This window comes from Ramlibacter ginsenosidimutans (assembly GCF_016654015.1).
GTDB lineage: Bacteria > Pseudomonadota > Gammaproteobacteria > Burkholderiales > Burkholderiaceae_C > Ramlibacter > Ramlibacter ginsenosidimutans.
The window spans coordinates 585597-609672 of record NZ_JAEPWM010000001.1 but is presented as its reverse complement, the minus strand read 5'-3'; the positions used below and the strand labels follow the sequence as shown (position 1 = coordinate 609672).

Here is a 24076-nt window from a genome sequence, read left to right as displayed (position 1 = left end):
GGAGACAAGATGTCCATCGACTACGCCGCCTTCCGGCGCGAGCTGGAAGAGTTCGCGCGCAAGTCCTGCCCGCCGGAGATCCGCGCCGTGGTGGCGGCCGGCCAGAAGGTGACCAAGCGCGAATACCAGGCCTGGCAGAAGATCCTGAACGCCAGGGGCTGGGGCGCGCCCGGATGGCCCAGGGAGGCGGGCGGCACCGGCTGGGACATCAAGCAGCGCCTGGTCTTCGAAGAGGTGATGGCGCAGAACGACTGCCCGCCGCTCTACCACCACGGCCTGGGCCACATCGGCCCGGTGATCATCAGGTTCGGCACGCCGGAACAGAAGGCGCGTTTCCTGCCGCGCATCCTGGATGGCTCCGACTGGTACTGCCAGGGCTATTCCGAGCCCGGCTCCGGCTCGGACCTCGCGTCGCTGCAGACCAGTGCCCGCCGCGACGGCGACGAGTACGTGATCAATGGCCAGAAGATCTGGACCTCGCATGCGCACGAAGCCAACATGATCTACATGCTGGTGCGCACCTCGAAGGAGGCGAAGAAGCAGGACGGCATCTCGCTGCTGCTGGTGCCCATGGACGCAAGGGGCGTGACCGTGCGGCCGATCCGCAGCATCGACGGCTGGCACCACCTCAACGAAGTGTTCTTCGACGAGGTGCGGGTGCGTGCCGACAACCTGCTGGGCGAGGAAGGCAAGGGCTGGACCTGCGCCAAGTACCTGCTGGAACGCGAGCGCCTGCCGCCGGCCAATGTCGCGCGCCTCGAGCTGCTGCGCCGGCAGGTCACGCGCGTCGTCGACGATGCGGCGCAGGCCGCCGCCGGCCGCCGCGATTTCTCCACGCTGCGCCACAAGCTCTTGCAGTGCGAAGCCGACGTGAAGGGCGCGCGCGTGCTGATGGCTCACGCCACCGACGACCTCATCCAACAGCGGCCGCTCGGCGTGCAGCCCTCCGTGATCAAGATGATCTGCGGCGAATGCGCGCAGCGGCTGACGACGATCGCCCTGGACGCGGTCGGTCCGCAGGCCGCCCACCGGTTCCTCGCCGATGCGGGGGAGGACGTCCCGTCCGCGACCTGGATCCAGAACTACATGTTCACCCGCTCCCGCACCATCGCCGGCGGCACGGCAGAAGTGCAGCGCAACGTGATCGCCAACGAACTCCTGGGAGCCGCCTGAGCCATGTCCCTCTCGTTCACTCCCCTGTTCCCCGGCATGCTGCTCGACGCGGCGAGCCGCTACGCGCAGGACCACCTGCTGGAAGTCACGGGCGACCCGCTGCGCGAGCTGGGCTGGACCGCCACCCTCGTGCTGGAAGCCTTCGGCGGCGTGGGTGGCTCGCTCGCCGATCTCGCGTCGATCGTCGAAGGCGTCGCGAGCCACGGCGTGCACCTGCCGCTCGTGGAAACCTGCGCTGTCGTGCCGCTGTTGCTGCAGGCCGCCGCGCCGGAAACGGCGCAGCGCTGGCTGGAGGCCGTGGCCGAAGGCAGCGTGCAGATGGCGCCGCTGACGGCCTTGTCGTCCTCGCTGGAGCACACCGGCGTGCGGGCGCGGCACCTCGACATCGGCTACGAGCTCGATGGCGTGGTGCAGGGCGTCGACGCATCGCTGCCCGCCACGCACTACCTGGTTCCGGCGCTCATCGACGACGACGTTGCACTGTTTCTCGTCGACGCCGAGCGCATAGGCGCGCCGCAGGCGACCTGGCGCACCATGGACGGCGGCCGCGGCGCCGATTTCCGGCTCGCGCAGGTGAGCGTGCCGGAAGGCGCATGCATCGCCCGCGGCGCCCCTGCGCGCGCTGCGCTGCTCGCCGCGGATGACGCCGCGCTGCTGCTCACCGCCACCGACACGGTCGCCGCGCTCGCGGCGCTCATCCAGCAGACCATCCTGCACCTGAAGGAGCGCAAGCAGTTCGGCGTGGCGCTGTCCTCCTTCCAGGTGCTGCGCCACCGCGTGGCCGAGATGTACGTGAAGTACCTCGGTGCGAAGGGCCTGCTGCTGCACTGCTTCGAGGAACAGCAAGCGGGCGCGCCCGACCTGCGCCGCACGCTGCGGCTGGCCAAGGTGTCCCTCGCCGAGAGCGCACGCTGGTGTGCCGAGGCGGCGATCCAGATGCACGGCGGCATGGGCATGAGCGAAGAAGTGCTGGCGACGCGCCTGGCGCAGCGCCTGCTCGCCGCCGAATTCCACTACGGCGACCGCCTGGAGCACGCGGCGCGCCTGCTGGCGCACGACGCCGCGGCCGACCGTTCCCAACCCCCATCCATCCTCGCCGGGAGTGCGCAATGAGCCTCAGCCTCGAAGTTTCCGAATCCATCGCGGTCGTCCGCCTCGACAAGCCGCCCGTCAACGCGCTCGACCGCGCCACGCGGCAGCGCCTGATCGAAGTCTTCGACGAGATCTCCGAACGCAGCGACATCCGCATCGCCATCCTCACCGGCACGGGCAAGTACTTCTGCTCGGGCGCCGACCTGAAGGACCGCCCCGATCCCGACAAGCCCGGCGACTTCCTCGCGCACAACCGCTGGACGCGCGAAACCGGCAACGCGATCCGCGAGTGCGCCAAGCCCGTGATCGCCGCCGTCAACGGGCCCGCGCTCGGCGCCGGCTTCGGCCTCATGGCCTCGTGCGACATCTTCCTGGCCTCGGAGGACGCGACCTTCGCGATGCCCGAGATCAACGTCGGCCTGGCCGGCGGCGTGTCGATGCTGCGCACGTTCTTCGGCCGCTCCTTCACGCGCCGCATGTTCTTCACCGGCATGCGCGTGCCGGCGGCGGAACTGTACCGGCGCGGCGTGCTGGACGAGGTGGTGCCCCACGAGCAGTTGCTGCCCGCCGCGATGGAGATCGCGCGCGAGATCGCGTCCAAGGCGCCGCTGGCCATCGCCTATGCCAAGCAGGCGGCCAACATGATGGACCTGATGCCCCAGCGCGACGGCTACCGCTTCGAGCAGAACTTCACCATGGCGCTGGCCAAGACCGAGGACGCGCAGGAAGCGCGCAAGGCCTTCCTGGAAAAGCGCAAGCCAGTCTACAAGGGGCGCTGAGCATGGCCGCCATGGAAGTCGGGAGCGGCCTCGACGCCCTGTTCGCGCCGGCCTCGATCGCGATCTTCGGTGCTTCGGAGGACGTGACGAAGATCGGCGGCCGGCCGCTGCAGTTCCTGCGCAAGTACGGGTACGCGGGGGCGATCTACCCCATCAACCGCAAGGCCGGCACGGTGCAGTCGCTGCCGGCGTACGCGAAGGTCGCGGACCTGCCGCAGGCGCCCGAGCTCGCGGTCATTGCGGTGCCGCCGGATGGCGTGCTGGACGCCGTGCGGGATTGCGCCGCGCGTGGCGTGAAGGCGGCCGTGATCCTCTCCGCCGGCTTCTCCGAGCTCGGCGAGGAGGGCAGCCGCCTGCAAGGCGAGATCGGACGCGTCGCCCGGTCCACCGGCATGCGCGTGGTCGGTCCCAACTGCCTCGGCGCAGTCGGCGTGCCGGAGAAGGCCATCGCGACCTTCTCCGTGGCACTGGAAAGCTCCTTCCCGCCCGCGGGACCGGTCGGCATCGTCTCGCAAAGCGGCAACCTGGGCAGCTACACCCTGCGCCTCGCAGCGGAGCGCGGCATCGGCATCAGCCGCCTGCTCACCACCGGCAACGAGTGCGACGTGGACGTTGCCGACGGCATCGCAGCGCTGGTGCGCGATCCCGGCACGCAGGTGATCCTGTGCTGCATGGAGACCTGCCGCGACGGCGCCAAGCTCGTCGAGGCCATGCGGCTTGCGCGCGAGGCCCGCAAGCCGCTGGTCGTGCTGAAGGTCGGCGTGTCCGAAGCCGGCAGCGCTGCCGCAGCGTCGCACACGGGCGCTCTCGCCGCGTCGGACGCGGTGTTCGACGTCGTGCTGCGCAACGGCGGCGCGCTGCGCGTTCCCAGCATCGAGCAGCTGCTCGAAGTGGGGCACGCGATCTCGATCGTCGGGGTCGAACGCGCGCCGCGCGGCAACAAGGTCGCCGTGCTCACCGCGTCCGGCGGCTTCGGGATCCTGCTGGCGGATGCGGCGACCGCGCAGGGACTCGCACTGCCCAAGCTGGCGCAGGACACGCAGCAGCGCATCCTGTCGGTGGTGCCCTTCGCGGCGCCCTCGAACCCGGTGGACATGACCGCGCAGGTGTCGACGCGCCCGGAGATCCTGGCCGAGGTGCTGTCGGCGGTCGCTGCGGATCCGGCGTGCGATGCCGTGCTGCTGCAATCGGCCAATGCCTTCCATGTGCCGCGCCTGCGCGACGTGTTCCTCGCCGCGCTCGAACAGGTACGTCGAGAGCATCCTTCGCGCCTGATCTTCCTGTGCTGCCGCGCGCCGCAGGACGTGCGCGGGCAATTGAACGCACTGGGGATCCCCACGGTGGAAGGCATCGACGCGGCCTGCGCGACGCTCGCCTCTCTCGTGCGCTTCGGCTCCGCCTCTACCTCGCCCACCGAGGGAAGCTTCGGCTCTTCATCTCCCTCCCCCACCGGGGGAGGGCTGGGGTGGGGGCACGCACAGCCACTCTCGCCCGACGTCTTCTCCACCGAAGCCACGGCCAAGCGAGCCCTGTCCGACGCCGGCCTGCCCGTGCTGCAGGAAGTCGTCGCCACCACGCCCGTCGAGGCGCTGGCCGCTGCGCGCGCCATCGGCTTTCCGCTCGTGCTGAAGATCGTCTCGCCCGACATCGCGCACAAGACCGAAGTCGGCGGTGTCGTGGTCGGGGTGCGCTCGGAAGCGCAGTTGCGCGACGACTACGAGACGCTGCTGGCGCGCGTGCGGCAGAACGCGCCTGGCGCCCGCATCGACGGCGTGCTGGTTGCGCAGATGGCGCCGGCCGGCACCGAGCTGATCCTGGGCACCAAGACCGACCCCATGTTCGGGCCGGTGGTGATGGTGGGCCTGGGCGGCATCTTCGCGGAAGTGCTGCGCGACGTCGCGCTGCAGGTCGCGCCGGTGGACGAGGCGCAGGCGCTGCAGATGCTGCGCTCGCTCAAGGCCTTTCCGCTGCTCGATGGCGCGCGCGGGCGCAACAAGGCGGACGTGGCCGCGGCCGCGAAAGCGGTAGCGAGCCTCTCGCGCTTTGCTGCCGCGCATGCCGACGCCGTTGCCGAGATCGACATCAATCCCCTCGTCGTGCTCGACGCGGGACAGGGTGCCTTCGCGCTGGACGCGCTGCTGGTGCCGGCCAACCAGGAGCAGACATGAATCCCTCCCTCGCGGGCCGCACGGCCTTCATCAGCGGCGCCGGCCACGGCATCGGCCGCGCCACCGCGCTCGCCATGGCACGGCTGGGTGCCACGGTCGGCATCAACGACCTGAAGCAGGAATTCGTGGACGACGCGGTGGCCGAGATCCGCGCCGCCGGCGGCAACGCCATTCCGCTGCCGCAGGACGTGTCGACGCGCGAGGGCATGCGCGAGGCGGTGCTGCGCTTCGCCCGCGACGCCGGCCGCCTGGACATCCTGGTCAACAACGCCGCCTGGGTGCGCTACCAGCCGCTGGCGGAGATCACGCCCGAGGTCGTGGACCGCATGGTGGAGATCGGGTTCAAGTCCGTGATCTGGGGCATGCAGGCGGCGGCCGAAGCGATGGATCCGGAGCGCGGCGGCTCCATCATCAACGTGGCCTCCATCGCGGCCATCAAGAGCCCGCAACGGTCCGTGGTGTACAGCGGCATCAAGGCCGGCGTGCTCGGCATGACCCGCGCCGCCGCCGCCGACCTCGGCGCGCGCAACATCCGCGTCAATGCGGTGGCGCCTGGGGCCGTCCCCACGGAAGGGACGGCGAAGCACCGCAATGCAGACCTCGACGCCAAGCGCATCGCCCGCACGCCACTGGGTCGGCTGGGCACGGTGGAGGACATCGCCGATGCGATCTGCTTCCTCGCCGGCGACGGTGCGCGCTTCCTCAATGCGGACGTGCTGTGCCTGGACGGCGGCGCCTCGCAGACGCAGATCAACGCCTGAACGCCATGGACATCCAACGACTCCAGAACGTCTACCTCGTCGCGCGCAAGCCCGGCGAGCTGAATGCCTTCTACGAATCGGCCCTGGGCCTGAAGGTGAAGTTCCGCGACGGCGAACGCTGGATCCAGTACGCCGCGGGCGTGGCGCTCGCTTCGCTGGACGAAGCGAAGCCGGCGGCCAGCGGCGCGGTTCCGGTGTTCGAGGTCGATGATTTCGAAGGCGCGCAGGAGCGCATCGTCGCCGCCGGCGGCCAGGTGCTCGGAACGCGCGACATGGGAGCGCACGGCGCGGTGCTGTCGCTGCGCGACCCGGAGGGCAACATCGTCCAGCTGTTCCGGCGCGCGGCATGAACCTGCAGGAGCTGCTGGATCGCGAGGCGATCCGCGAATGCCTCCATCGCTACTGCCGCGGCATCGACCGCGCCGATGAAGCAGCCTTGCGTTCCTGCTACTGGGACGACGCCGCCGACTGCCACGGTGCCTACAACGGCAGCGCAACGGGATTCATAGCCCAGGCATTGGCGAAGCTGCGGCGTGGCGGCCGGCGCGTCCACCAGGTGAGCAACGTGCTGATCGAGCTGCAAGGCGCGGTCGCCGCGGTGGAGAGCAGCTTCCTCGCGCTGCAGGCTGCGCCGGACGCGCCGACCCGGACGACCTTCCTGTGCGGGCGCTACGTGGACCGCTTCGAACGCCGCGACGGCGAATGGCGCGTCGCCGCACGCACGGTGGTGTACGACTGGATCGAGGAGCGCGAACGGCCCGAGCTCGCACTGGACGATGCGGCGCTGTTCGGCCCGAGACAACCGGTCGGCCGCCAGGCGCCGCACGATGCGGTCTACGCGCTGCTGCGCACCCTGCCAGGCCCTTCGTAGGCTGCGGGTGAGCACCGCGAACCCCGGCGATCCGGCGTAGCGCAGCAAGCTGGGGTTCGCCTGCGGCTCACCACCAGCCTACGGTTCCCCCCGCGCGTCAACTACTCTCGCACGTGAAGTTCGCCGCATCCTCCAGGCTGCCCGTGCCCTTGTACTTCGCGAACTTCGGGTAGGGGCACAGCGGCCGCGTGCGGTTCGGGAAGTACGCGCTGGTCGCAAGCGCGGTCGCCTTGATCGAGTCGGGCGCCTGGCCCTTCTCCACCCAGTCCACCACGGCCTGCAGCGCATCGAACGAATCCGTCGCCGGGCCGCCGGAGCAGTGGTTCATGCCGGGGACGAAGAAGGCACGGGCAAAGGACTGCGTGGCCGCGATGCCGCCGTTGCTGGCCGCCAGCTTCTCGTAGTAGTCGCGCGTGTCCAGCGGCGAGAAGATGGGGTCGGCGAGGCCGTGCACGAACAGCAGCTTGCCGCCGTGCGCCTGGAATGCCGACAGCTTCGTGTCGCGGTAGGTGTCGTACACCTGGCTGAAGGCTTCCATCCGCTGCGGGTCGGTGTCGAAGTTGAACTTCAGGATGTCGAAGCCCGGGTCCGGCGGCGTGAAGAACTCGTTGCGCAGTGCGTCGGACATCAGCAGGTTGTACAGGGAGTTCGGTGTCGCCGTGGTCGACGTGCCCAGGGTCCATGCGCGCCAGCCGGCGCTGGCGATGCCCGGATCCCAGGGCTGGCCGGGATAGAGCGCCTGGCCCGAGGAGTTGTGCGGGCCGCCGAACACGTTCTGCAGCGCGGTGACTTGCGTCGAGGTCAGGCAGGTCGCGGTCTTCGCGCCGGAGCACTGCAGCACCGCCGGATTGAAGGTGCAGGCCTTGAAGTTGTTCACCATGCCGTCCGCCGCACCGTCGGCGGCGTCGCAGGCGTTGGTGACGGCGGTCGCCACGAGCTGCAGGTCCGCGCTGCTGAGCGCCTGCGAGAGGATCGGTTTGCCGTTGCCATCGAGCGGCGCCGCATTGGTGAACTGGATGTTGTTCCACATCGCGGCCACCGTCGCGCCGCTGGAGACGCGCTGCGCCGGCGCCATGGCGACGATGCCGTCGAAGTAGTCCGGGAAGCGCTGCGAGAACATCATGCCTTGGCGTCCGCCGCCGGAGCAGCCCTGGAAGTAGGACTTCGCGGCGGACTTCTGGTAGCGCCTGGCGATGATGGTCTTGGCCGCGACAGCCGCCTTGTCGTGCGCGTTGTAGGCGTGGTCGATGCGCGCCTGCGGGTCGCCGCCGAAGTCCGCCGCCAACGTGGTCTGGTGGCCCGCGTCCGTGGAGACCACTGCATAGCCTTGTGCGACCGGCGAGGTGAGGCCGCCGCCGAGGGCCGCCGTGGTGTCGCGCAGCGTGCCGTCGTTGCCGCCGCCGCCGACATACAGGAAGCGGCCGTTCCAATCGTCCGGCAAGCTCAGCTGGAAGCCGATCTGGTAGTGATGTCCGTCGACCCCGGTGCGCGGGTTCATCGCGCCCGTGACCACGCAATAGCCACCGAGGAAATCACCGGTCGCGGCGCCGCCTGCCCGCCGTGTGCCCGCGGGCACGTACTGCGGCGTGAGCGTCGTGTCCGCGAGTCCCGCGCCGCCCGCAAGGTCGGCGCAACGCGCCGCGGCGGCCGTGGCGTCGAGGTGGGCCGGGTCCGCGGAGCTGCCGCCGCCACAGGCGCTGAGCAGGGCCACCGCAAGCGCGGTCCCCGAGGCACGGAAGTAGGTGCTGGTCCTCACTGTGTTGTCTCCTATCGCTGCTAGCATGGGACGAGATGCCCCTGGCTCGCCAGCGTAGGTGCGCGGCGCGCAGCACGTGTCCTCCGCGAAGACGACAGGGATCAGGAGACCATCGATGAGGCAATGGGAGGCGCAGGCCAGAGAAGGTTCTGCGTTCGGTGAAGCGCTCGGGCGGATGATCGGGGCCGTCGGCGAGCCGGGGTTCGATGCAGCCGTGCTCGACCATGTGCAGGAGTGGATGCCCGCGGCCTCGTGGTCCGTGTACCGCACCGGTCGCCGCTGCCGCCCCTCCCTGTATCTCTCCGCCAGCCGCGGCATTCCCGATCGCACGCGCGAGTGCTGGTGGGCCTACCTGTCCGGTCCTTACCTGCAGGATCGCAGCTTCGATCGATCGCAGCCGGTGGCGGAGCACGCGCCACGGCTGTGCCACGTCACGGCGCAGGAAATCCCGGACGAGCACCGAGCGCGCGTCTATGAACCGCACGGCATGATGGAGCGCGTGTCCATCGTGGACAGCGAGGACGACGCGCTGTTCGCGGTCAACTTCTACCGGCACGCGCACCAGCCGGCGTTCACCGATGCGCAGATCGCATCCTTCGCCTGCGTCGCGGTGCCGGTGCTCGCGCTGGCGCGCAAGCACATCGCCCTGTGCGCAGCGGACAGCGCGCCTCGAACGGCGGGCTCGCCTGTGCTCGCGCAGGAGCCGCTCGCTGCATCGATGCCGGCGGGCCGCATGCGCGAACGGCTGCTGGAGCTCAATGGCGAGCTCACCGCGCGGGAGGTCGACGTCTGCGTGCGCCTGCTCCAGGGCATGACCCACGACGGCATTGCCGCGGACCTGGGCCTGGGGCTCACCACGGTCAAGACCTATCGCAACCGCGCGTTCGACCGCCTGGGCATCCACTTCCGCAACGAGCTTTTCGCGCGCGTGCTCGGCGCGTCCTGATCCCGCGCTTCAGTCCATCGCGTAGAAGCTCATCACCACGCGATCGGGCCGGCGCTCGCCGGCGCCCGCGAACAGCCGGTCGTTGATCCAGTGCAGCGCGCGCGAGGCCGTCTGCAGCGTCGGGACGCAGCGGAAGTAGACCTGCGCCGGATCGACGGGCTCGCCGCGCGCGATGGCCCCCGTCACTTCCGCAGCGGCGACGCGGATGGCGTGGTTGCGCACGTAGATGCGATCGCCGCCATCCGTTTCCAGCAGGTAATGCGCCTCGAGTTCGGCGCGCGTGTCGCTCACGATCAGCTGGTAGTCGGCGCCGCCCGGCAGCACGCGCGCGCTCCAGCCATGCCCGCTCGCCTCGCCACCCGTGATGGCGATCATGCGGCGGCGGCCCGCCGGCGTGATGCCGACTTCGGTCGGCGCGGCAACCTGCACCGAGAGGTCGGCGAAGTGGTTCAGCCGCAGGGAAATGGGCGAGGTTCGTTCCACCGCAGAAGGCTAGCGCCGGGCCGTGGCGGTGGTGTCGTCCGAGAGGAGGACACTTCCTCGCGCCCGACTCAGGCCGAGTCGATCTCCCACTTCTCGGCGCTCGCACCGGCCAGTGCGCGCACGCGCTCTTCGTCCTGCGCGAACTCGGCGGCGCGGCCTTCGTAGGCGACGTGCCCGTCCTCCAGCACGTACGCGCGGTCGGCGATCTCCACCGCGGCGCGCACGTTCTGCTCCACGAGCAGGATCGAGATGCCCTCCTTGCGCATGGCCACCACCGTCTCGAACACCTGCCTGACGATCAGCGGGGCCAGGCCTTGCGAGGGCTCGTCCAGCATCAGCAGTTTCGGGTTGAGCAGCAGCGCGCGAGCGATGGAGAGCATTTCCTGTTCGCCGCCGGACAGCTGCCGGCCGCGGCTCGTGCGGCGCTCCTGCAGGCGCGGGAACAACTGGTACACACGATCGACGGTGAACGGGCCGCTGCGCTCCAGCGGCACGCGCAGGTTCTCTTCGACGGTGAGGTTGGCGAACACCCGCCGGCCTTCCGGCACGAAGCCCACGCCGAGCGCGGCCACGCGGTACGGCGGCCAGCCTGTCGTGTCCCGCCCCAGCATGCGGATGCTGCCGGAGCGCGCCGGCGTCAGGCCCATGAGCGTGCGCATCGTCGTCGTCTTGCCGGCGCCGTTGCGTCCGAGCAGCGTCACGATCTCGCCTTCGCCCACGGTCAGCCCGATCCCGTGCAGGATGTGGCTCTTGCCGTAGAAGGTATGCAGCCCCTCCGCTTCGAGCACGTTCATGCGGCGCTCCCCAGGTACGCGGCCTGCACGCGCTCGTCGCGCGCGATCTCGTCGGGCGTGCCCTCGGCCAGCACGGCGCCTTCGGCGAGCACCATGATGCGATCGGCCAGGTTGAAGATCACGCGCATGTCGTGTTCGATCAGCACGATGCTGAGTTTTTCGTTGCGGTGCAGGCGGCGGATCAGGCGGCAGATGTCGTAGGTCTCCTGGTCGCCCATGCCGGCGGTGGGCTCGTCCAGCAGCAGCAGGCGCGGGCGCAGCGCGATCGACATCATGATCTCGGTGGCGCGCTGGTCGCCGTGCGACAGCTCGCCGACCAGTCGGTCCGCCTTCTGGTCGAGCCCGCCCATCTTCAGCAGTTGGTCCACGCGTTCGCCGAGGCGCACGTCCGCCGCGCGGCCCAGCCAGGGCCGCAGGCGCAACCCCGCCGCAACTTCGACCGGCACGCGCAGGTTCTCGCGCACGGTCAGCTCGGGGAAGATCTCGGTGATCTGGAATGTGCGGGCCATGCCGTGGACCACGCGCCGTTCCGCCGACCATCTGGTCACGTCCTGGCCGTCGAACACGATGGTGCCGGACGAGGGCGGGAAGAAGCCGCTGATCAGGTTGAAGAAGGTGGTCTTGCCGGCGCCGTTGGGGCCGATGACGGCGCGCAGTTCGCCGGGCTCCACGGTCATGGAGACGTCCCGCACCGCGACCAGGCTGCCGAAGTTGCGCGTGACGCCGCGGACTTCAAGGATGCTCACTGGGCCAGCCTCCGGCGCAGGATGCCCAGCACCCCGCGCGGGAAGAACAGCACCACCAGCACGAAGAACAAGCCGATGAAGGACATCCAGTTCTGCGTGTGGCTGGAGAGATAGTCCTGCAGCACCACGAACACCGCCGCGCCGACCAAGGGCCCCCAGAACGAGCGCATGCCCCCCAGGACGGCCATGATCACGAAGTTGCCCGACAGCGTCCAGTGCAGCGAGCGCGGGTCGGTGAAGTTGGACAGCAGCGCGTAGAGCGCGCCGGCCAGGGCGCAGAAGGCCCCCGACAGCACGAACGACAGCCAGATGTGGCGCTCCACCGGCACGCCGAGGAAGCGCGCGCGGCGTTCGTTCTCGCGGATGGCGATCAGCGTGCGCCCCAGGGGCGAGCGCAGCAGCAGGGCCATGACGCCGACCGCCAGCCCGAACAGCGCGAGTACCAGGTAGTAGAACGCGCGGTCGTCGTGCAGGATGTCCAGTGTCGTGAAGCCCAGGTGCAGCGGCTGCCGCTGCCAACCGGTGAGGCCGTCGTCGCCGCCGGTCACCGCGTTCCAGCGGAAGGCGATGAAGTAGAAGACCTGGCCGAAGGCGATGGTGACCATCGCGAAGTAGGTGCCGCGCAGGCCCTTGATCAGGCCCCCGATCACGGCTGCCGCGGCCGTGCCCACCAGCACGCCGATCACGATGGCGAGCGGCGTGCTGGGCGCGATGAACTTGATCGTCATCGCGGCGCCGTAGGAGCCGAGGCCGAAGTACGCCGCCTGCCCGAAGGAGAGCACGCCGGTGAAGCCCAGGAGGAAGTTCAGCGCCATCGCCGCCAGTCCCAGCACCACCACGCGGGTCGCGAGCTCGGTGTAGCCGCCGATCGCGTCCATCCACAACGGCATCGTCAGCAGGACCAGCCACACCAGGGGCGTCGCGAAGCGCCGGTCGAAGAGCGCCTTCACTGCACGCGCCCTTCTTCGCCGAGCAGGCCGCGCGGACGAACCAGCAGCACCAGTCCCATCATCACGTACATGACGGCCTCCGTCGCCGAGGGGAAATACACGGTGGTGATGCCCGAGGCCACGCCGATCAGCAGGCCGCCGAGCAAGGTGCCGGGCAGGCTGCCGAGGCCGCCCACGATGATCGCCACGAAGCTGGGCATGATCAGGGACGTGCCAATGGTGGGCTGCAGTCCCAGCATGCCGGCGGCCAGCACGCCCGCGAGCCCGGCAAGGTAGATGCCCAGGCCGAAGTTCAGGTTGCGCAGGATGCTCACGTTCACGCCCAGCGCCGAGACGGTCTCGAGGTCGGACGTGCCGGCGCGGATGCGGATGCCCAGGCGCGTGCGGCCCAGGATCAGGAACAGCGCGCCGACCGCCACCGCCACCAGCGCCACCATGAACAGGCGGTAGCCGGTGAGGAAGAAGTACTGCGCCGACAGCGGCGTGGTGAGCCAGCCGGGGATGGGATAGGGCAGGCTCTGCGCGCCCCAGATGTAGCGCGTGCCGTCCTCCAGCACGTAGGCCAGCCCGAACGTGAGCAAGAGGCTGTAGAGCGGGTCGCGCCCGTACAGCCGCCGGATCAGCACGCGTTCGACGAGGATGCCGATCAGGGCGGTGAGCAGGGGCGCAACCAGCAGTCCGCCCCAGAAGCCCAGGACCGGCATCATCGTGTACGCGAGGTACGCACCGATGGCCAGGAAGCCGCCGTGCGCGAAGTTGATGACGCCGCTCAGGTTGAGGATCAGCGACAGGCCGAGCGCCATCAGGGCGTAGAACGCCCCGACGATCAGCCCGTTGAAGACGTTGAACAGCAGGAGCTGCGCCATGCCGCGGTCAGGTCGGCCACGTCATCTTGCAGCCGGATTCCTCCAGCGGCCCCGCGGCCTCGACGCCCTTGACCACGGTGGTCACCTTGAACAGGTCGTCCGGAGCGCTGCCCTTCGCCTGCGCCTGGCCGACGTAGAGGTTCGGGATCAGCTGGTTCTGGCCGGCGCGGAAGAACGCGCCGTCGGGCATCAGCGCCACTTCCGGCGGCAGATGGAAGTCCTGCAAGGCCTTGGCCATCTTGACGGCCTCCAGCGACTTGGCGTTGTTCGCTGCGAGCGCGCAGGTCCAGGTCGATGCGTAGCCGAACCAGGTGCGCGCGGTGGGCACGCGGCCGCTCTTCTTCTTGATCGCCTCGACGAATTCCTTGACGTGCGGCACGTTCGGCTGGTTCCAGTACCACTCGAACACCCAGGTGCCGATGCGCGCCTCCGGCGGCAGGCCCTCGAGCGCTTCCAGCTCCTGCTGGCCGCCGGCGAGGTGGAAGCGCTTGTCCAGGCCGAACTGCACGGCCTGCTTCAGCGCATTGATCATGTCGTCGCCCTGCGTGAGGAACACGATCACGTCGGGATTGGCGGACTGGGCCTTGATCAGGTAGGAGGAGAAGTCGGTGGTCCCCAGCGGGGTCAGGTCGCCACCCACCTTGGTTCCACCGTGCTTCGCGCATGCCTTCTCCAGGCCCGCCTGCAGCGTGTGGCCGAAGGCGTAGTCGGGAGTGATGTAGTACCACTTCTTGCCGGCGTCCTTGATCAGCGCCGGCGTCACCGCGTTGGCTTCCATCTGCGTGGTGTTGCACACGCGGAAGACGTTCCAGTGGCAGCTGGCGCCGGTGACGGCATCCGTGTGGCCGCCGGGCACGACGTGCAGCACGCCCTTCTCGTTGCTCACCTGCGCCATCGCCAGGGCCAGGGCCGAGTTGACGTTGCCCAGGAGGAAGTTGACCTTGTCGCGGTCGATCAGCTTGCGCGCCTTCTGCACCGCGGTGCCGGCGTCGCCGCTGGTGGAGTCCTCCACCAGCAGTTCGGCCTTGCGGCCCAGGATGCCGCCCTTGGCGTTGATCTGTTCCAGCGCGAGTTCGCAGCCGATCAACTCGTTCTTGCCCACCGCGGCGTAAGTGCCGGTGAGCGGGTTGTCCAGGCCGATCTTGACCGTGTCGGCGGCGCGCGCCGTGATGATGAAGGGCGAGGCGACCTGCAGCAGCCCGGCGCCGGCCGCGGCGCGCACGATCGTGCGGCGGCGCAGCGGCACGCTGGGGTCGGCATCGGTGGCGGGCCGTTCGGCCGGCGCTGAAAGATCGGTCTTGCGCATGTTCGTCTCCAGAAGGATCGGTCGGCACGACGCGGCATCAGTGCCGGATGGCATCGCCATCGGCTCGTTGGGGGCTGCGTGCCGCGAGCAGCCGCCTCAACACCCCTTGCGGGACCGGCGAATGGTCCTTGCTGAGTCACGGTCCGCGTACTAGGGCAAACGCGCGGTCCGCGCCCACGTGGAACCTGTCGCAGGCATTCAGCGTGCTGCCACCGGTTTCGCGTGCACCGGGATGACTGGCGTGGCCCACCATGTGAGCAGGCTGGCGCCCGGCTGGCAAGCTCGCTTGTCCCGATGGCGAATCGGCCGCTTGTTAATCGCGTGATCAACCAGGGGGCGACCTGCCTGGCCATCTCCGGGGCACCGGGTCGGCTGCGGTTCGCACCTCGGCCATCCGCACGGCCCCCGCGCACGCCTGAAAGCTGCGAAGCTTCGCGCTCACCCAAAGCAACGGAGCATCCCCATGAAGACCCGCGCCGCAGTGGCCTGGCAGGCAGGCCAGCCGCTGACCATCGAGGAACTGGACCTGGAGGGTCCCCGCGCCGGCGAGGTGCTGGTGGAGATCAAGGCCACGGGCATCTGCCATACCGACGAATACACGCTGTCCGGCGCCGATCCCGAAGGGCTCTTCCCCGCGGTGCTGGGCCACGAAGGTGCGGGCATCGTGGTGGACGTGGGACCCGGCGTGAGCTCGCTCAAGCCCGGCGACCACGTCATCCCGCTCTACACGCCCGAGTGCCGGCAGTGCAAGTTCTGCCTGTCGCGCAAGACCAACCTGTGCCAGGCGATCCGGCTCACGCAAGGCCGCGGGCTGATGCCCGACGGCACCTCGCGCTTCTCGCTGAAGGGCCAGCCCATCCTGCACTACATGGGCACGTCGACCTTCAGCAACTACATCGTCGCGCCCGAGATCGCGATGGCGAAGATCCGCAGCGACGCGCCCTTCGACACCGTCTGCTACATCGGTTGCGGCGTCACCACCGGCATCGGCGCGGTGATCTGGACGGCGAAGGTCGAGCCCGGGGCCAACGTCGTGGTGTTCGGCCTCGGCGGCATCGGCCTGAACGTGATCCAGGGCGCGAAAATGGCGGGCGCCGGCAAGATCGTCGGCGTCGACCTGAACCCGAAGCGCGAAGCGATGGCGCGCCGGTTCGGCATGACGCATTTCCTGAACCCGAAGGAGCACGAGAACATCGTGGATGCCATCGTGCAACTCACCGACGGCGGGGCCGACTACAGCTTCGAGTGCATCGGCAACACCACGACGATGCGGCAGGCGCTGGAGTGCTGCCACAAGGGCTGGGGCCAGAGCGTGATCATCGGCGTCGCCGAGGCCGGCAAGGAGATCGCGACGCGGCCCTTCCAGCTGGTGACCGGGCGCGTGTGGAAGGGCTCGGCCTTCGGCGGCGCGCGCGGCCGCACCGACGTCCCGAAGATCGTCGACTGGTACATGGAGCACAAGATCAACATCGACGACCTCATCACGCACCGCCTGCCGCTTCAGGACATCAACAAGGGCTTCGAGCTGATGCGGGCCGGCGAGTCGATCCGCTCGGTCGTGGTGTACTGACATGGCGGAGCTCACCACCCTGGAGGAGCACCGCTGCTTCGACGGCGTGCAGGGCTTCTACGAGCACGCGTCCGAAGCCGCGGGCCTGCCCATGCGCTTCGGCGTCTACCTGCCGCCGCAGGCGCGCGAAGGCCCGCAGCCGGTGCTGCTGTGCCTGGCGGGCCTGACCTGCAACGAGCAGACCTTCGCGATCAAGGCGGGCGCGCAGCAGCATGCGGCCCGGCACGGCCTCGTGCTGGTCACCCCCGACACGAGCCCGCGCAACACGGGCATCGCCGAGGCCGATGCCGACTGGGACTTCGGCACCGGTGCGGGCTTCTACCTGGACGCGACGCGGGAGCCGTATGCGCAGCACTGGCGCATGGAGAGCTGGCTGATGGAGGAGTTGCCGGCGCTGCTGCAACGCCATTTCCCGTTGCGCACCGATCGGATCGGCGTGCTCGGCCACTCCATGGGCGGCCACGGCGCGCTGACGCTGGCGCTGCGCCATCCGGGGCGCTTCCGTACCGTCTCCGCGTTCGCGCCCATCGCCGCGCCGACCGAAGTGCCGTGGGGCCAGAAGGCGCTGCGCGGCTACCTGGGAGAGGACCGCGCTGCGTGGGCGGCGCACGACGCCGTGAAGCTGATCGAGGGCGGAGCCAAGGCGCCGCCGCTGCTGGTCGACCAGGGCGAGGAGGACCCGTTCCTCGCTACTCAGTTGCGTCCCGAGCGCCTCGAGCAGGCGTGCGCCGCCGCGGGCCAGCCGCTGGAGCTGCGCCGGCACGCGGGCTACGACCACGGCTACTTCTTCATCCAGAGCTTCATCGCCGATCACGTGGAGCACCACGCGCGGGGGCTCGCGGCCTGAGCGGCTGCCGCGCGCGCTATTCCTTCAGCTCGGGCTGCTCGGCCAGCACTTTCTCCACCAGCGGCTGCAGTCCGTTCCAGCCCGCCCGGGGGGAGCCGACCTGCTTGCGCGTCAAGGCGGCCGTCTCCGCATCGATCTCCACCGGCGAGCCCGCGGCCCTGGCCAGGAGGACCTGCTCGCAGGCTCGCTCCATCCGCAGGTACCACGCGACCGCCTCCTCGATGGTCTGGCCGACCGTGAAGACACCGTGATTGCGGCAGATGACGGCCTTCGACGATCCCAGCGCCTGCGCGATCATGTCGCCTTCGGAGATGTCCGCGGCGATGCCGTTGTAGCCGTCGAACAAGGCGTGGTCCTGGTAGAAGGCACAGGCTTCCTGCGTGACCGCCGGCAGCAGTTTGCCGAACGACGCATACGTCGTGCAGAAGAGCGAATGCGAGTGCGCGGCTGCGACGACATCGGGGCGGGCCGCATGGATGCGGGAATGGATGGCGTAGGCGGCGGCGTTGATCGGATGCTTGCCCTCCACGATCCTTCCCGCATGGTCCACCAGCACCAGGTCGGAGACCTTGATGCGGCTGAAGTGCACGCCCAGCGGGTTGACCCAGAAGTGATCGGGCCGCGCCGGGTCGCGATAGGAAATGTGGCCCGCGATGCCGGCGTCGAAGCCGTGCATTGCGAAGATCCGGAAGGCTACCGCCAGCCGCACCTTGCCGTGCTCGCGTTCGGACTCCTTGCTGGCGAAACGCGGGGGCTCCGGCCAACGCAGGCCGTCCTTCCCGAAGCTCAGTTCGACTTGCGGCGGCCGCGGGCCCGATACGGCATTCATGTGCGTTCTCCTTCGATGCCCGCTCAGTCGGCGTAGATGTTCTTTTCGCGCGCGACCTGGCTCCAGAACTTGATCTCGGAGGCGATCCGCTGCGCGAAAGCCTGCGGTGAGCTGGTCACGGGATCGATGGACAGCGCCGTGATGCGCGCCTTGACCTCCGGCATCTCACCCACCCGGACGATGGCCTGGTTCAGCCGGTCGATGACCGGCTGGGGCGTGGCCGCCGGCGCGAGCAGGCCGCTCCACAGCGTGACGGACAGGTCGATGCCCAGTTCCTTCATCGTCGGCACCTGCGGCAGCGACTTCAGTCGCTCGCCCGAGGTGACGGCCAGCGCCTTGACGCGCGAGCCCTGCAGCGCGGTGGTGGCGGGGCCCGCGTCGACCAGCGTCATGGTCACGTCGCCGCTCATCACGGCCAGGATCGAGTCGTTGCTGCCCTTGTAGGGGACATGGGCGAAGCGCGCGCCGGTCTGGCCGTTGAACAGTTCCGTGATCAGCTGGAACGAAGCGGCGGACGCGCCGTAGTTGGACTTGTCCGGCTGCTTCTTCGATGCGTCCACCAGTTCCGCGAGGTTCTTCGCGGGATTGGACGCCTGGGTCAGTAGCACGAGCGGAAAGGTGCCGACCAGGGAAATGGGCGCGAAGTCGCCCTGCTTGTACGGCAGCTTGCGATAGAGCGCGTGGTTGAAGACCATGGGCCCGCTGGCTCCCATCAGCAGCGTGTAGCCGTCCGGCTTGGCATTCGCCACGTACTGCGAACCGATGATCGCGGCCACGCCGGGGCGGTTCTCCACGATCACGGGTTGTCCCAGTTCGGCGCCGAGTTTGTCGGCATAGATGCGGGCCAGCACGTCGTTGGCGCCGCCGGGCGAGTAGCCCACGACGATGGTGATGGGCCGCGACGGGAACGTGGGCGCGTCGGTGGCGTGTGCCGCATCCAGCAGGCCCAGCGCGGCCAGCCCTGCCAGGGAGGCCGCGGCCAGTGCGCGACGGCGTGAGAAAGGGTTCATTGCTTGGTCTCCTTTGTTGAATGTCTCCGGCGCGCGCTGCAGCCGGCCGCGGATCATTGCAGCCCCACGCTCACATTGAGCACGGCCGCCTGGCCGCGATCCACCGCCGCCAGGCAGCGCGCGATGGCGCCTTCCAGTTGCTGCGGCTCGCTCACGGCTTCGCCGTAACCGCCGAAGGCCTGGCACACCTGCTCGAAGTGCCGGTGCTCGCCCTGCAGGCGCGCCTGGAATTCGTCGGCGCCCGCGGCTTCCCCGTCGGGATAGACCCGCAGCACGGCTTCCTTGACCGCCTGCCAACCGCCGTTGTCCAGGACGACCGTCAGGATGGGCGCCGCATAGCGCTGCGCCACCGCGTACACCGAAGACGGCGTGCCGAAGTGGAATCCGCCGTCGCCGACCACCTGCACGACGCGCGACTGGGGCCGCGCGAGCTTGACGCCCAGGGCCATGCCGCCGCTATAGCCCAGCCCCCCGCCGCTGCAACCGAGCAGGGTGAGCGGCAGGCTGCGCGGGATCTGGTTGAGGACGCCCGGCGAATTGCGGATCGCCTCGTTGACGACGACGTCCTCGGCACGCAGGGCGCGGCCGAGCGCGGCACAGACGGCCGCGGGGCTGAGGGCGCCCGGTCGACCGGCTTGCGCGCCCGCCTGGGCCACGGAGTGCCGCCGCGCCTCGTTCACCTTGGCCCAGCCGGCGATGCGTTCGGACACGCGCGCATGGAAGCTCTCATCGGCCTGCTCACGCACCATCGCGGCCAGCTGGCGCAGCACGGTGCCCGCGTCGGCCTGCAGGCGCAGGTCGGTCGCGAAGCCCCACATCGGAAAGTCCTGCTTCAGCGGATCGACGTCGACATGCGCCCACCAGGTGGCGGGGTTCTCGCGCGTGAAGCGCGGCAGCCAGGGCACGTCCACGTCCAGCAGCAGGCCCAGGTCGCAGTCCTTCAGCCCGGCGCCCGGGTCGAAGCCGCCGAAGCAGGGCGACTCGCGCGGGATGTTCATGTGGGTCGGCTGGAACTCATACACGCGGACGCCGCAGAGCTCGGCCAGGTCGCGCAAGGCGTGCACGGCCTCGGCCTTGCGCCCGAGGTAGGAGCTGACGACCATGGGCGCGCGCGCGGCGAGCAGGCGATCCACCAGCGGTTGCAGGCGCGCTGGATCGACGCCGCCCGCCGTGACGGGGCCATAACGTTCGGCGGGAAAGGCCTGCACACCTTCGGCCGGCCACCTCTGGGCGAGCACCTCGCGCGGCAGCGTCAGGTACACCGGGCCCGGGGGATCGCTCTGCATCATGGCCTGGCCACGCCGCAGCACTTCCCTGGCGATCAGGCCGCTGGGCAGCGAGTACTCCCACTTCACGTACGGCCGCACCAGGCTGCCGATGTCGAAGGGGTCCTGCACGAAGTGCACGTAGTTGTCGCGCGAGCCTTCCAGCTCGCCGCGCAGCGTGTACGGCGCCTTGCCCGCCATGAGCAGCACCGGCAGGCGAGAGCGGAACATGTTGTGCATGCCCATGGCGGCGTTGGCCGTGCCGGCGTCCACGTGCACCATCACGGCCTGGCCCCGCCCCGTCATGGCGGCATAGCCCGCCGCCATGTGGATCGCGACGTTCTCGTGCGGGCACAACACCACCTCGGGCAGCTTGCGGCCCTGCCGGCGCCAGCGTGCCATCTCCTCGATGATGGAGACGTGGTCGGTGCCGAAGTTGGAGAAGATGTAGTCGATGCCCAGGTCGACCAGGCCTTCCAGCAAATAGTGGGCGCTGCTGTGCGTGTTGACGTTGTGGTTCGCCATGCTTGTGTTGTCTCCTGGGGGCTCGTCACTGGCCCGGTTCGTTATACACGCGCCAGGATCATCGAGACCTGCCAGTTCCGATAGGACGAACCCGGGTATGCCCGCCCCACCCTCGGCTTATCATCCCGCGTCTCCCGAAGGTCCCTCGCTGATGTCGCTCGTCTCGCTGGCGCTTCGCCGCCCCTACACGTTCATCGTGATGGCCATGCTGATCGTGCTGGCCACGCCGCTGGCGTTGCGCAACATGGCCACGGACATCTTCCCGGAGATCAACATCCCGGTGATCTCCATCATCTGGAACTACAACGGCCTGCCCGCCCAGGAGATGGGCCAGCGCATCGCCGCGTCCAGCGAGCGCGGCCTGACCACGACGGTCAGCGACATCGAGCACATCGAGTCGACCTCGCTGCCCGGCATCACGGTGATCAAGGCCTTCTTCCAGCCGACCGCCAACATCCAGACGGCGATCGCGCAGACGGTCGCCGCAGTGCAGACGCAGGTGCGCTCGCTGCCGCCCGGCATCACGCCGCCGCTGGTGATCAAGTACTCGGCCTCCAGCATTCCGGTCGTGCAACTGGCGCTTTCCAGCGGCACGCTGCCCGAGCAGTCCGTGTTCGACCTCGCGATCAACACGCTGCGCCCGCGGCTCGTCACCATTCCCGGCGTCGCCATTCCCTTCCCGTACGGCGGCAAGATCAAGGTGATTTCGGTGGACCTGGACACCCAGGCCCTGCAGGCGCGCGGGCTGGCGCCGGCCGACGTGGTCAACGCCATCAACACCCAGAACCTGATCCTGCCCTCGGGGACGGCCAAGCTCGGCGAGACCGAATACACGGTGCGCATGAACGGCTCGCCGGAAGCCATCGCCGGCCTCGGCGAGCTGCCGGTGCGCACCAGCGGCGGCACCACCACCTACCTGCACGATGTGGCGACCGTGCGCGACGGCTTCCAGCCGCAGACCAACGTGGTGCGCCAGGACGGCAAGCGCGGCGTGCTGCTGTCCATCCTGAAGAACGGCGGCGCCTCCACGCTGGACATCGTGAGCGACCTCAAGGCCATGCTGCCGGTCGCCGCGCAGCAGCTGCCGCCCGACGTGAAGATCGCCACGCTGTTCGACCAGTCGCTGTTCGTCACGGCAGCGATCCATGGCGTCGTCGCCGAGGCGGCGATCGCTGCATTGCTCACAGCCGCCATGGTGCTGCTGTTCCTGGGCAACTGGCGCAGCACCCTGATCATCGCGCTCACCATTCCGCTGTCGATCCTCGCGTCGATCCTGGCGCTGTTCGCGCTGGGCGAGACGCTGAACATCATGACGCTGGGCGGGCTGGCGCTCTCGGTCGGCATCCTGGTGGACCAGGCGATCGTGACCATCGAGAACATCGAGCGCCACCTGCACGAGGGCAAGCCCCTGCTCGCGGCGATCGAGGTCGGCGCGGGCGAGATCGGCACGCCGGCGTTCGTCTCGACGCTGTGCATCTGCATCGTGTTCGTGCCGATGTTCTTCCTCTCGGGTGTCGCGCGCTTCCTGTTCGTGCCGCTGGCCGAAGCGGTGGTGTTCGCGATGATCGCGTCGTACTTCCTGTCGCGCAGCCTGGTGCCCACGCTGGTGATGCTCATGCTGGGCGGCCACGACCGCGACGCTGCGCCCGGCCCGCTGCAGCGCGTGTACCTGGCCTTCGACCGCCAGTTCGAACGGCTGCGCCGCGCGTACGCAGTGCTGCTGGCGGGACTGCTGGCGCGCAAGGGCGTGTTCGGCGGCGTCTTCCTCGCCTTCTGCCTCGCGTCGCTGCTGCTGGTGCCGCTGCTCGGGCGCGACTTCTTCCCCAGCGTCGATGCGGGCCAGATCCGGCTGCACATGCGCGCGCCCACCGGTACGCGCATCGAGGAGACCGCGCGCATCGCGGACCAGGTGGAGCAGGTGATCCGGCAGATGATTCCGCCCGGCGAACTGCAGACCGTGCTCGATAACCTGGGCATCCCGAACAGCGGCATCAACCTTTCGTACAGCAATGCCGGCACCATCGGCTCGCTCGATGGCGAGATCCTGCTGTCGCTGAAGGAGGGCCACCAGCCCACCGCGCACTGGGTGTCGCTGCTGCGCTCGGAACTGCCGCGGCGCTTCCCCGGCATCGAGTTCTTCTTCCAGCCGGCCGACATCGTCACGCAGATCCTCAACTTCGGCCTGCCCGCCGCGATCGACGTGCAGTTCACCGGCAACGACCTGCAGGGCAATGCGCTGCTCGCCGCCGCCCTGGTCAAGAAGATCCGCCAGATTCCCGGCGCCGTGGATGCGCACGTGCACCAGCGCCTGGACGGCCCGGTGCTGGACCTGCAGATGGACCGCACGCGGCTGCAGCAGGTGGGGCTGTCCGCGAGCAACGTCGGGCAGAACGTGCTGATCGCGCTGTCCGGCAGTTCGCAGACCGCGCCGGCCTTCTGGCTCAACCCGCAGAACGGCGTGGTCTACAACATCGTCGTGCAGAGCCCGCAGTACGCGGTCGACTCCATGGGTTCGCTGCTTAACCTGCCGGTCGGCGCGGCCAACAGCGGCCAGCCGCCGCAGCTGCTGGGCAACCTGGTGGAGGCGCAGCCCGCGCGGCAGTTGCCCGTGGTCTCGCGCTACAACATCGCTCCGGCCCTGGACCTCTTCGTCAGCGTGCAGGGCACGGACCTGGCGAGCGTGGCCGACCGGGTGGCCAAGCTGGTCGATGCCGAGCGGCCGCACCTCAAGCGCGGCAACCAGGTGGTGCTGCGCGGACAGGTGCAGACCATGCAGAGTTCCTTCGCCGGCCTCGGCCTGGGGCTCGCCATGGCGATCGTGCTCGTCTATCTTCTGGTGGTGGTCAACTTCCAGTCCTGGATCGACGCGGCGATCATCGTGGCGGCGCTGCCCGCGGCGCTGGCCGGCATCGCCTGGATGCTGTTCATCACCGGCACGACCTTGAGCGTGCCGGCGCTCACCGGCGCCATCATGACCATGGGCGTTGCCACGGCCAACTCGATCCTGGTGGTCGCGTTCGCGCGGCAGCAGCGCGAGGAGGGCTTCACGCCGCTGCACGCCGCGCAGTCCTCCGGCGCCACCCGCATGCGGCCGGTGCTGATGACCGCGCTGGCGATGATCATCGGCATGATTCCCATGGCCCTCGGCCTGGGCGAAGGCGGGGAGCAGAATGCGCCCCTCGGTCGCGCCGTGATCGGTGGCCTGCTGTTCGCCACGGTGTCCACGCTGCTGTTCGTCCCCGTGCTCTATGCGGGTGTGCACGAACGGCTCGCACGGCGTGCCGCCCGGCGTGCGCCGCCCTCGCAGGCCGCACCGGTCCTGCCGCAGGAAAGCTGATC

General features: G+C 69.3%; 21 protein-coding genes. 11 read left to right on the top strand and 10 right to left on the bottom strand.

Annotated elements, in window-relative coordinates; all coding sequences use genetic code 11:
• The first annotated feature begins 9 nt into the window (after window positions 1–9).
• From JJB11_RS02975 to JJB11_RS02945, 7 genes are read left to right on the top strand one after another with little or no spacing between them, the layout of a single operon-like run.
• Window positions 10–1173 carry an acyl-CoA dehydrogenase family protein gene (locus tag JJB11_RS02975; protein WP_201166409.1) on the top strand — a complete coding sequence of 388 codons (1164 nt, stop codon included), beginning with the start codon at window positions 10–12 and terminating at the stop codon, window positions 1171–1173.
• A gap of 3 nt (window positions 1174–1176) precedes the next feature.
• The gene (locus JJB11_RS02970; protein ID WP_201166408.1) at window positions 1177–2286 is read left to right on the top strand and encodes an acyl-CoA dehydrogenase family protein; all 1110 of its coding nucleotides are present in this window, start codon (window positions 1177–1179) and stop codon (window positions 2284–2286) included.
• A complete protein-coding gene (locus JJB11_RS02965; RefSeq protein WP_201166407.1) occupies window positions 2283–3044 on the top strand; it encodes an enoyl-CoA hydratase/isomerase family protein in 762 nt (253 codons plus the stop codon). Before JJB11_RS02970 ends, JJB11_RS02965 begins: the two co-directional genes overlap by 4 nt.
• Window positions 3045–3046: 2 nt before the next feature.
• On the top strand, window positions 3047–5212 hold the full coding sequence (locus JJB11_RS02960; RefSeq protein ID WP_201166406.1) for an acetate--CoA ligase family protein: 2166 nt from the start codon (window positions 3047–3049) through the stop codon (window positions 5210–5212).
• Entirely contained in the window at window positions 5209–5973 is a 765-nt protein-coding gene (locus JJB11_RS02955) for an SDR family NAD(P)-dependent oxidoreductase (protein WP_201166405.1), read from the top strand. Before JJB11_RS02960 ends, JJB11_RS02955 begins: the two co-directional genes overlap by 4 nt.
• A gap of 5 nt (window positions 5974–5978) precedes the next feature.
• Complete coding sequence (locus JJB11_RS02950) at window positions 5979–6323, top strand: VOC family protein (protein WP_201166404.1); 345 nt, start codon at window positions 5979–5981, stop codon at window positions 6321–6323.
• Window positions 6320–6844 carry a nuclear transport factor 2 family protein gene (locus tag JJB11_RS02945; RefSeq protein ID WP_201166403.1) on the top strand — a complete coding sequence of 175 codons (525 nt, stop codon included), beginning with the start codon at window positions 6320–6322 and terminating at the stop codon, window positions 6842–6844. The genes JJB11_RS02950 and JJB11_RS02945 overlap by 4 nt, the downstream gene beginning before the upstream one ends.
• 97 nt (window positions 6845–6941) lie before the next feature.
• Here the strand turns inward: JJB11_RS02945 and JJB11_RS02940 are convergent, their stop codons facing one another.
• Window positions 6942–8600: a tannase/feruloyl esterase family alpha/beta hydrolase gene (locus JJB11_RS02940; RefSeq protein ID WP_201964564.1), complete on the bottom strand. Its 1659-nt coding sequence runs from the start codon at window positions 8598–8600 to the stop codon at window positions 6942–6944.
• Between the two features lie 175 nt (window positions 8601–8775).
• On the opposite strand from JJB11_RS02940, the gene JJB11_RS02935 reads away from it, so the two are divergent.
• The gene (locus tag JJB11_RS02935) at window positions 8776–9546 is read left to right on the top strand and encodes a helix-turn-helix transcriptional regulator (RefSeq protein ID WP_201166401.1); all 771 of its coding nucleotides are present in this window, start codon (window positions 8776–8778) and stop codon (window positions 9544–9546) included.
• 9 nt (window positions 9547–9555) lie between these two features.
• On the opposite strand, the gene JJB11_RS02930 is transcribed toward JJB11_RS02935, so the two are convergent.
• The 6 genes from JJB11_RS02930 to JJB11_RS02905 all read right to left on the bottom strand — a co-directional run bounded on the left by JJB11_RS02930 (window position 9556) and on the right by JJB11_RS02905 (window position 14691).
• Window positions 9556–10029, bottom strand: coding sequence for a DUF3237 family protein (locus JJB11_RS02930; protein WP_201166400.1), 474 nt, complete (start codon window positions 10027–10029; stop codon window positions 9556–9558).
• A 68-nt stretch (window positions 10030–10097) separates the two neighbouring features.
• Entirely contained in the window at window positions 10098–10823 is a 726-nt protein-coding gene (locus JJB11_RS02925) for an ABC transporter ATP-binding protein (RefSeq protein ID WP_201166399.1), read from the bottom strand.
• A complete protein-coding gene (locus JJB11_RS02920; protein ID WP_201166398.1) occupies window positions 10820–11569 on the bottom strand; it encodes an ATP-binding cassette domain-containing protein in 750 nt (249 codons plus the stop codon). Before JJB11_RS02920 ends, JJB11_RS02925 begins: the two co-directional genes overlap by 4 nt.
• The gene (locus JJB11_RS02915; protein WP_201167016.1) at window positions 11566–12459 is read right to left on the bottom strand and encodes a branched-chain amino acid ABC transporter permease; all 894 of its coding nucleotides are present in this window, start codon (window positions 12457–12459) and stop codon (window positions 11566–11568) included. The genes JJB11_RS02920 and JJB11_RS02915 overlap by 4 nt, the downstream gene beginning before the upstream one ends.
• Window positions 12460–12515: 56 nt before the next feature.
• Window positions 12516–13385 (bottom strand): branched-chain amino acid ABC transporter permease, encoded by an 870-nt coding sequence (locus JJB11_RS02910; protein WP_201166397.1) that lies wholly within the window; start codon window positions 13383–13385, stop codon window positions 12516–12518.
• 7 nt (window positions 13386–13392) lie between these two features.
• On the bottom strand, window positions 13393–14691 hold the full coding sequence (locus JJB11_RS02905) for an ABC transporter substrate-binding protein (protein ID WP_201166396.1): 1299 nt from the start codon (window positions 14689–14691) through the stop codon (window positions 13393–13395).
• A 463-nt stretch (window positions 14692–15154) separates the two neighbouring features.
• Here JJB11_RS02905 and JJB11_RS02900 point away from each other — a divergent pair, with 463 nt between their 5' ends.
• Window positions 15155–16261 carry an S-(hydroxymethyl)glutathione dehydrogenase/class III alcohol dehydrogenase gene (locus tag JJB11_RS02900; protein WP_201166395.1) on the top strand — a complete coding sequence of 369 codons (1107 nt, stop codon included), beginning with the start codon at window positions 15155–15157 and terminating at the stop codon, window positions 16259–16261.
• Between the two features lies 1 nt (window position 16262).
• Window positions 16263–17108: an S-formylglutathione hydrolase gene (gene fghA / locus JJB11_RS02895; protein ID WP_201166394.1), complete on the top strand. Its 846-nt coding sequence runs from the start codon at window positions 16263–16265 to the stop codon at window positions 17106–17108.
• A 16-nt stretch (window positions 17109–17124) separates the two neighbouring features.
• Here the strand turns inward: fghA and JJB11_RS02890 are convergent, their stop codons facing one another.
• The 3 genes from JJB11_RS02890 to JJB11_RS02880 are packed head-to-tail and all read right to left on the bottom strand — an operon-like array spanning window position 17125 to window position 20737.
• Window positions 17125–17937 (bottom strand): class II aldolase/adducin family protein, encoded by an 813-nt coding sequence (locus tag JJB11_RS02890; protein ID WP_201166393.1) that lies wholly within the window; start codon window positions 17935–17937, stop codon window positions 17125–17127.
• 23 nt (window positions 17938–17960) lie between these two features.
• The gene (locus JJB11_RS02885; RefSeq protein WP_201166392.1) at window positions 17961–18947 is read right to left on the bottom strand and encodes a Bug family tripartite tricarboxylate transporter substrate binding protein; all 987 of its coding nucleotides are present in this window, start codon (window positions 18945–18947) and stop codon (window positions 17961–17963) included.
• Window positions 18948–19000: 53 nt separating this feature from the next.
• The gene (locus JJB11_RS02880) at window positions 19001–20737 is read right to left on the bottom strand and encodes a thiamine pyrophosphate-requiring protein (protein WP_201166391.1); all 1737 of its coding nucleotides are present in this window, start codon (window positions 20735–20737) and stop codon (window positions 19001–19003) included.
• 151 nt (window positions 20738–20888) lie between these two features.
• Between JJB11_RS02880 and JJB11_RS02875 the strand changes: the two genes are divergently transcribed.
• Complete coding sequence (locus JJB11_RS02875; RefSeq protein ID WP_201166390.1) at window positions 20889–24074, top strand: efflux RND transporter permease subunit; 3186 nt, start codon at window positions 20889–20891, stop codon at window positions 24072–24074.
• Window positions 24075–24076 lie beyond the last annotated feature (2 nt).

Bases quoted from the DNA above. Each gene is read 5' to 3' on its own strand.
- JJB11_RS02945 (WP_201166403.1), top strand. From the start codon at position 6,320: ATGAACCTGCAGGAGCTGCTGGATCGCGAGGCGATCCGCGAATGCCTC.
- JJB11_RS02880 (WP_201166391.1), bottom strand. From the start codon at position 20,737: ATGGCGAACCACAACGTCAACACGCACAGCAGCGCCCACTATTTGCTG.
- JJB11_RS02935 (WP_201166401.1), top strand. From the start codon at position 8,776: ATGATCGGGGCCGTCGGCGAGCCGGGGTTCGATGCAGCCGTGCTCGAC.
- JJB11_RS02910 (WP_201166397.1), bottom strand. From the start codon at position 13,385: ATGGCGCAGCTCCTGCTGTTCAACGTCTTCAACGGGCTGATCGTCGGG.
- JJB11_RS02885 (WP_201166392.1), bottom strand. From the start codon at position 18,947: ATGAACCCTTTCTCACGCCGTCGCGCACTGGCCGCGGCCTCCCTGGCA.
- JJB11_RS02955 (WP_201166405.1), top strand. From the start codon at position 5,209: ATGAATCCCTCCCTCGCGGGCCGCACGGCCTTCATCAGCGGCGCCGGC.
- JJB11_RS02905 (WP_201166396.1), bottom strand. From the start codon at position 14,691: ATGCGCAAGACCGATCTTTCAGCGCCGGCCGAACGGCCCGCCACCGAT.
- JJB11_RS02950 (WP_201166404.1), top strand. From the start codon at position 5,979: ATGGACATCCAACGACTCCAGAACGTCTACCTCGTCGCGCGCAAGCCC.
- JJB11_RS02875 (WP_201166390.1), top strand. From the start codon at position 20,889: ATGTCGCTCGTCTCGCTGGCGCTTCGCCGCCCCTACACGTTCATCGTG.
- JJB11_RS02890 (WP_201166393.1), bottom strand. From the start codon at position 17,937: ATGAATGCCGTATCGGGCCCGCGGCCGCCGCAAGTCGAACTGAGCTTC.
- JJB11_RS02975 (WP_201166409.1), top strand. From the start codon at position 10: ATGTCCATCGACTACGCCGCCTTCCGGCGCGAGCTGGAAGAGTTCGCG.
- JJB11_RS02970 (WP_201166408.1), top strand. From the start codon at position 1,177: ATGTCCCTCTCGTTCACTCCCCTGTTCCCCGGCATGCTGCTCGACGCG.
- JJB11_RS02960 (WP_201166406.1), top strand. From the start codon at position 3,047: ATGGCCGCCATGGAAGTCGGGAGCGGCCTCGACGCCCTGTTCGCGCCG.
- JJB11_RS02925 (WP_201166399.1), bottom strand. From the start codon at position 10,823: ATGAACGTGCTCGAAGCGGAGGGGCTGCATACCTTCTACGGCAAGAGC.
- JJB11_RS02965 (WP_201166407.1), top strand. From the start codon at position 2,283: ATGAGCCTCAGCCTCGAAGTTTCCGAATCCATCGCGGTCGTCCGCCTC.
- JJB11_RS02900 (WP_201166395.1), top strand. From the start codon at position 15,155: ATGAAGACCCGCGCCGCAGTGGCCTGGCAGGCAGGCCAGCCGCTGACC.
- JJB11_RS02915 (WP_201167016.1), bottom strand. From the start codon at position 12,459: ATGCCGTTGTGGATGGACGCGATCGGCGGCTACACCGAGCTCGCGACC.
- fghA (WP_201166394.1), top strand. From the start codon at position 16,263: ATGGCGGAGCTCACCACCCTGGAGGAGCACCGCTGCTTCGACGGCGTG.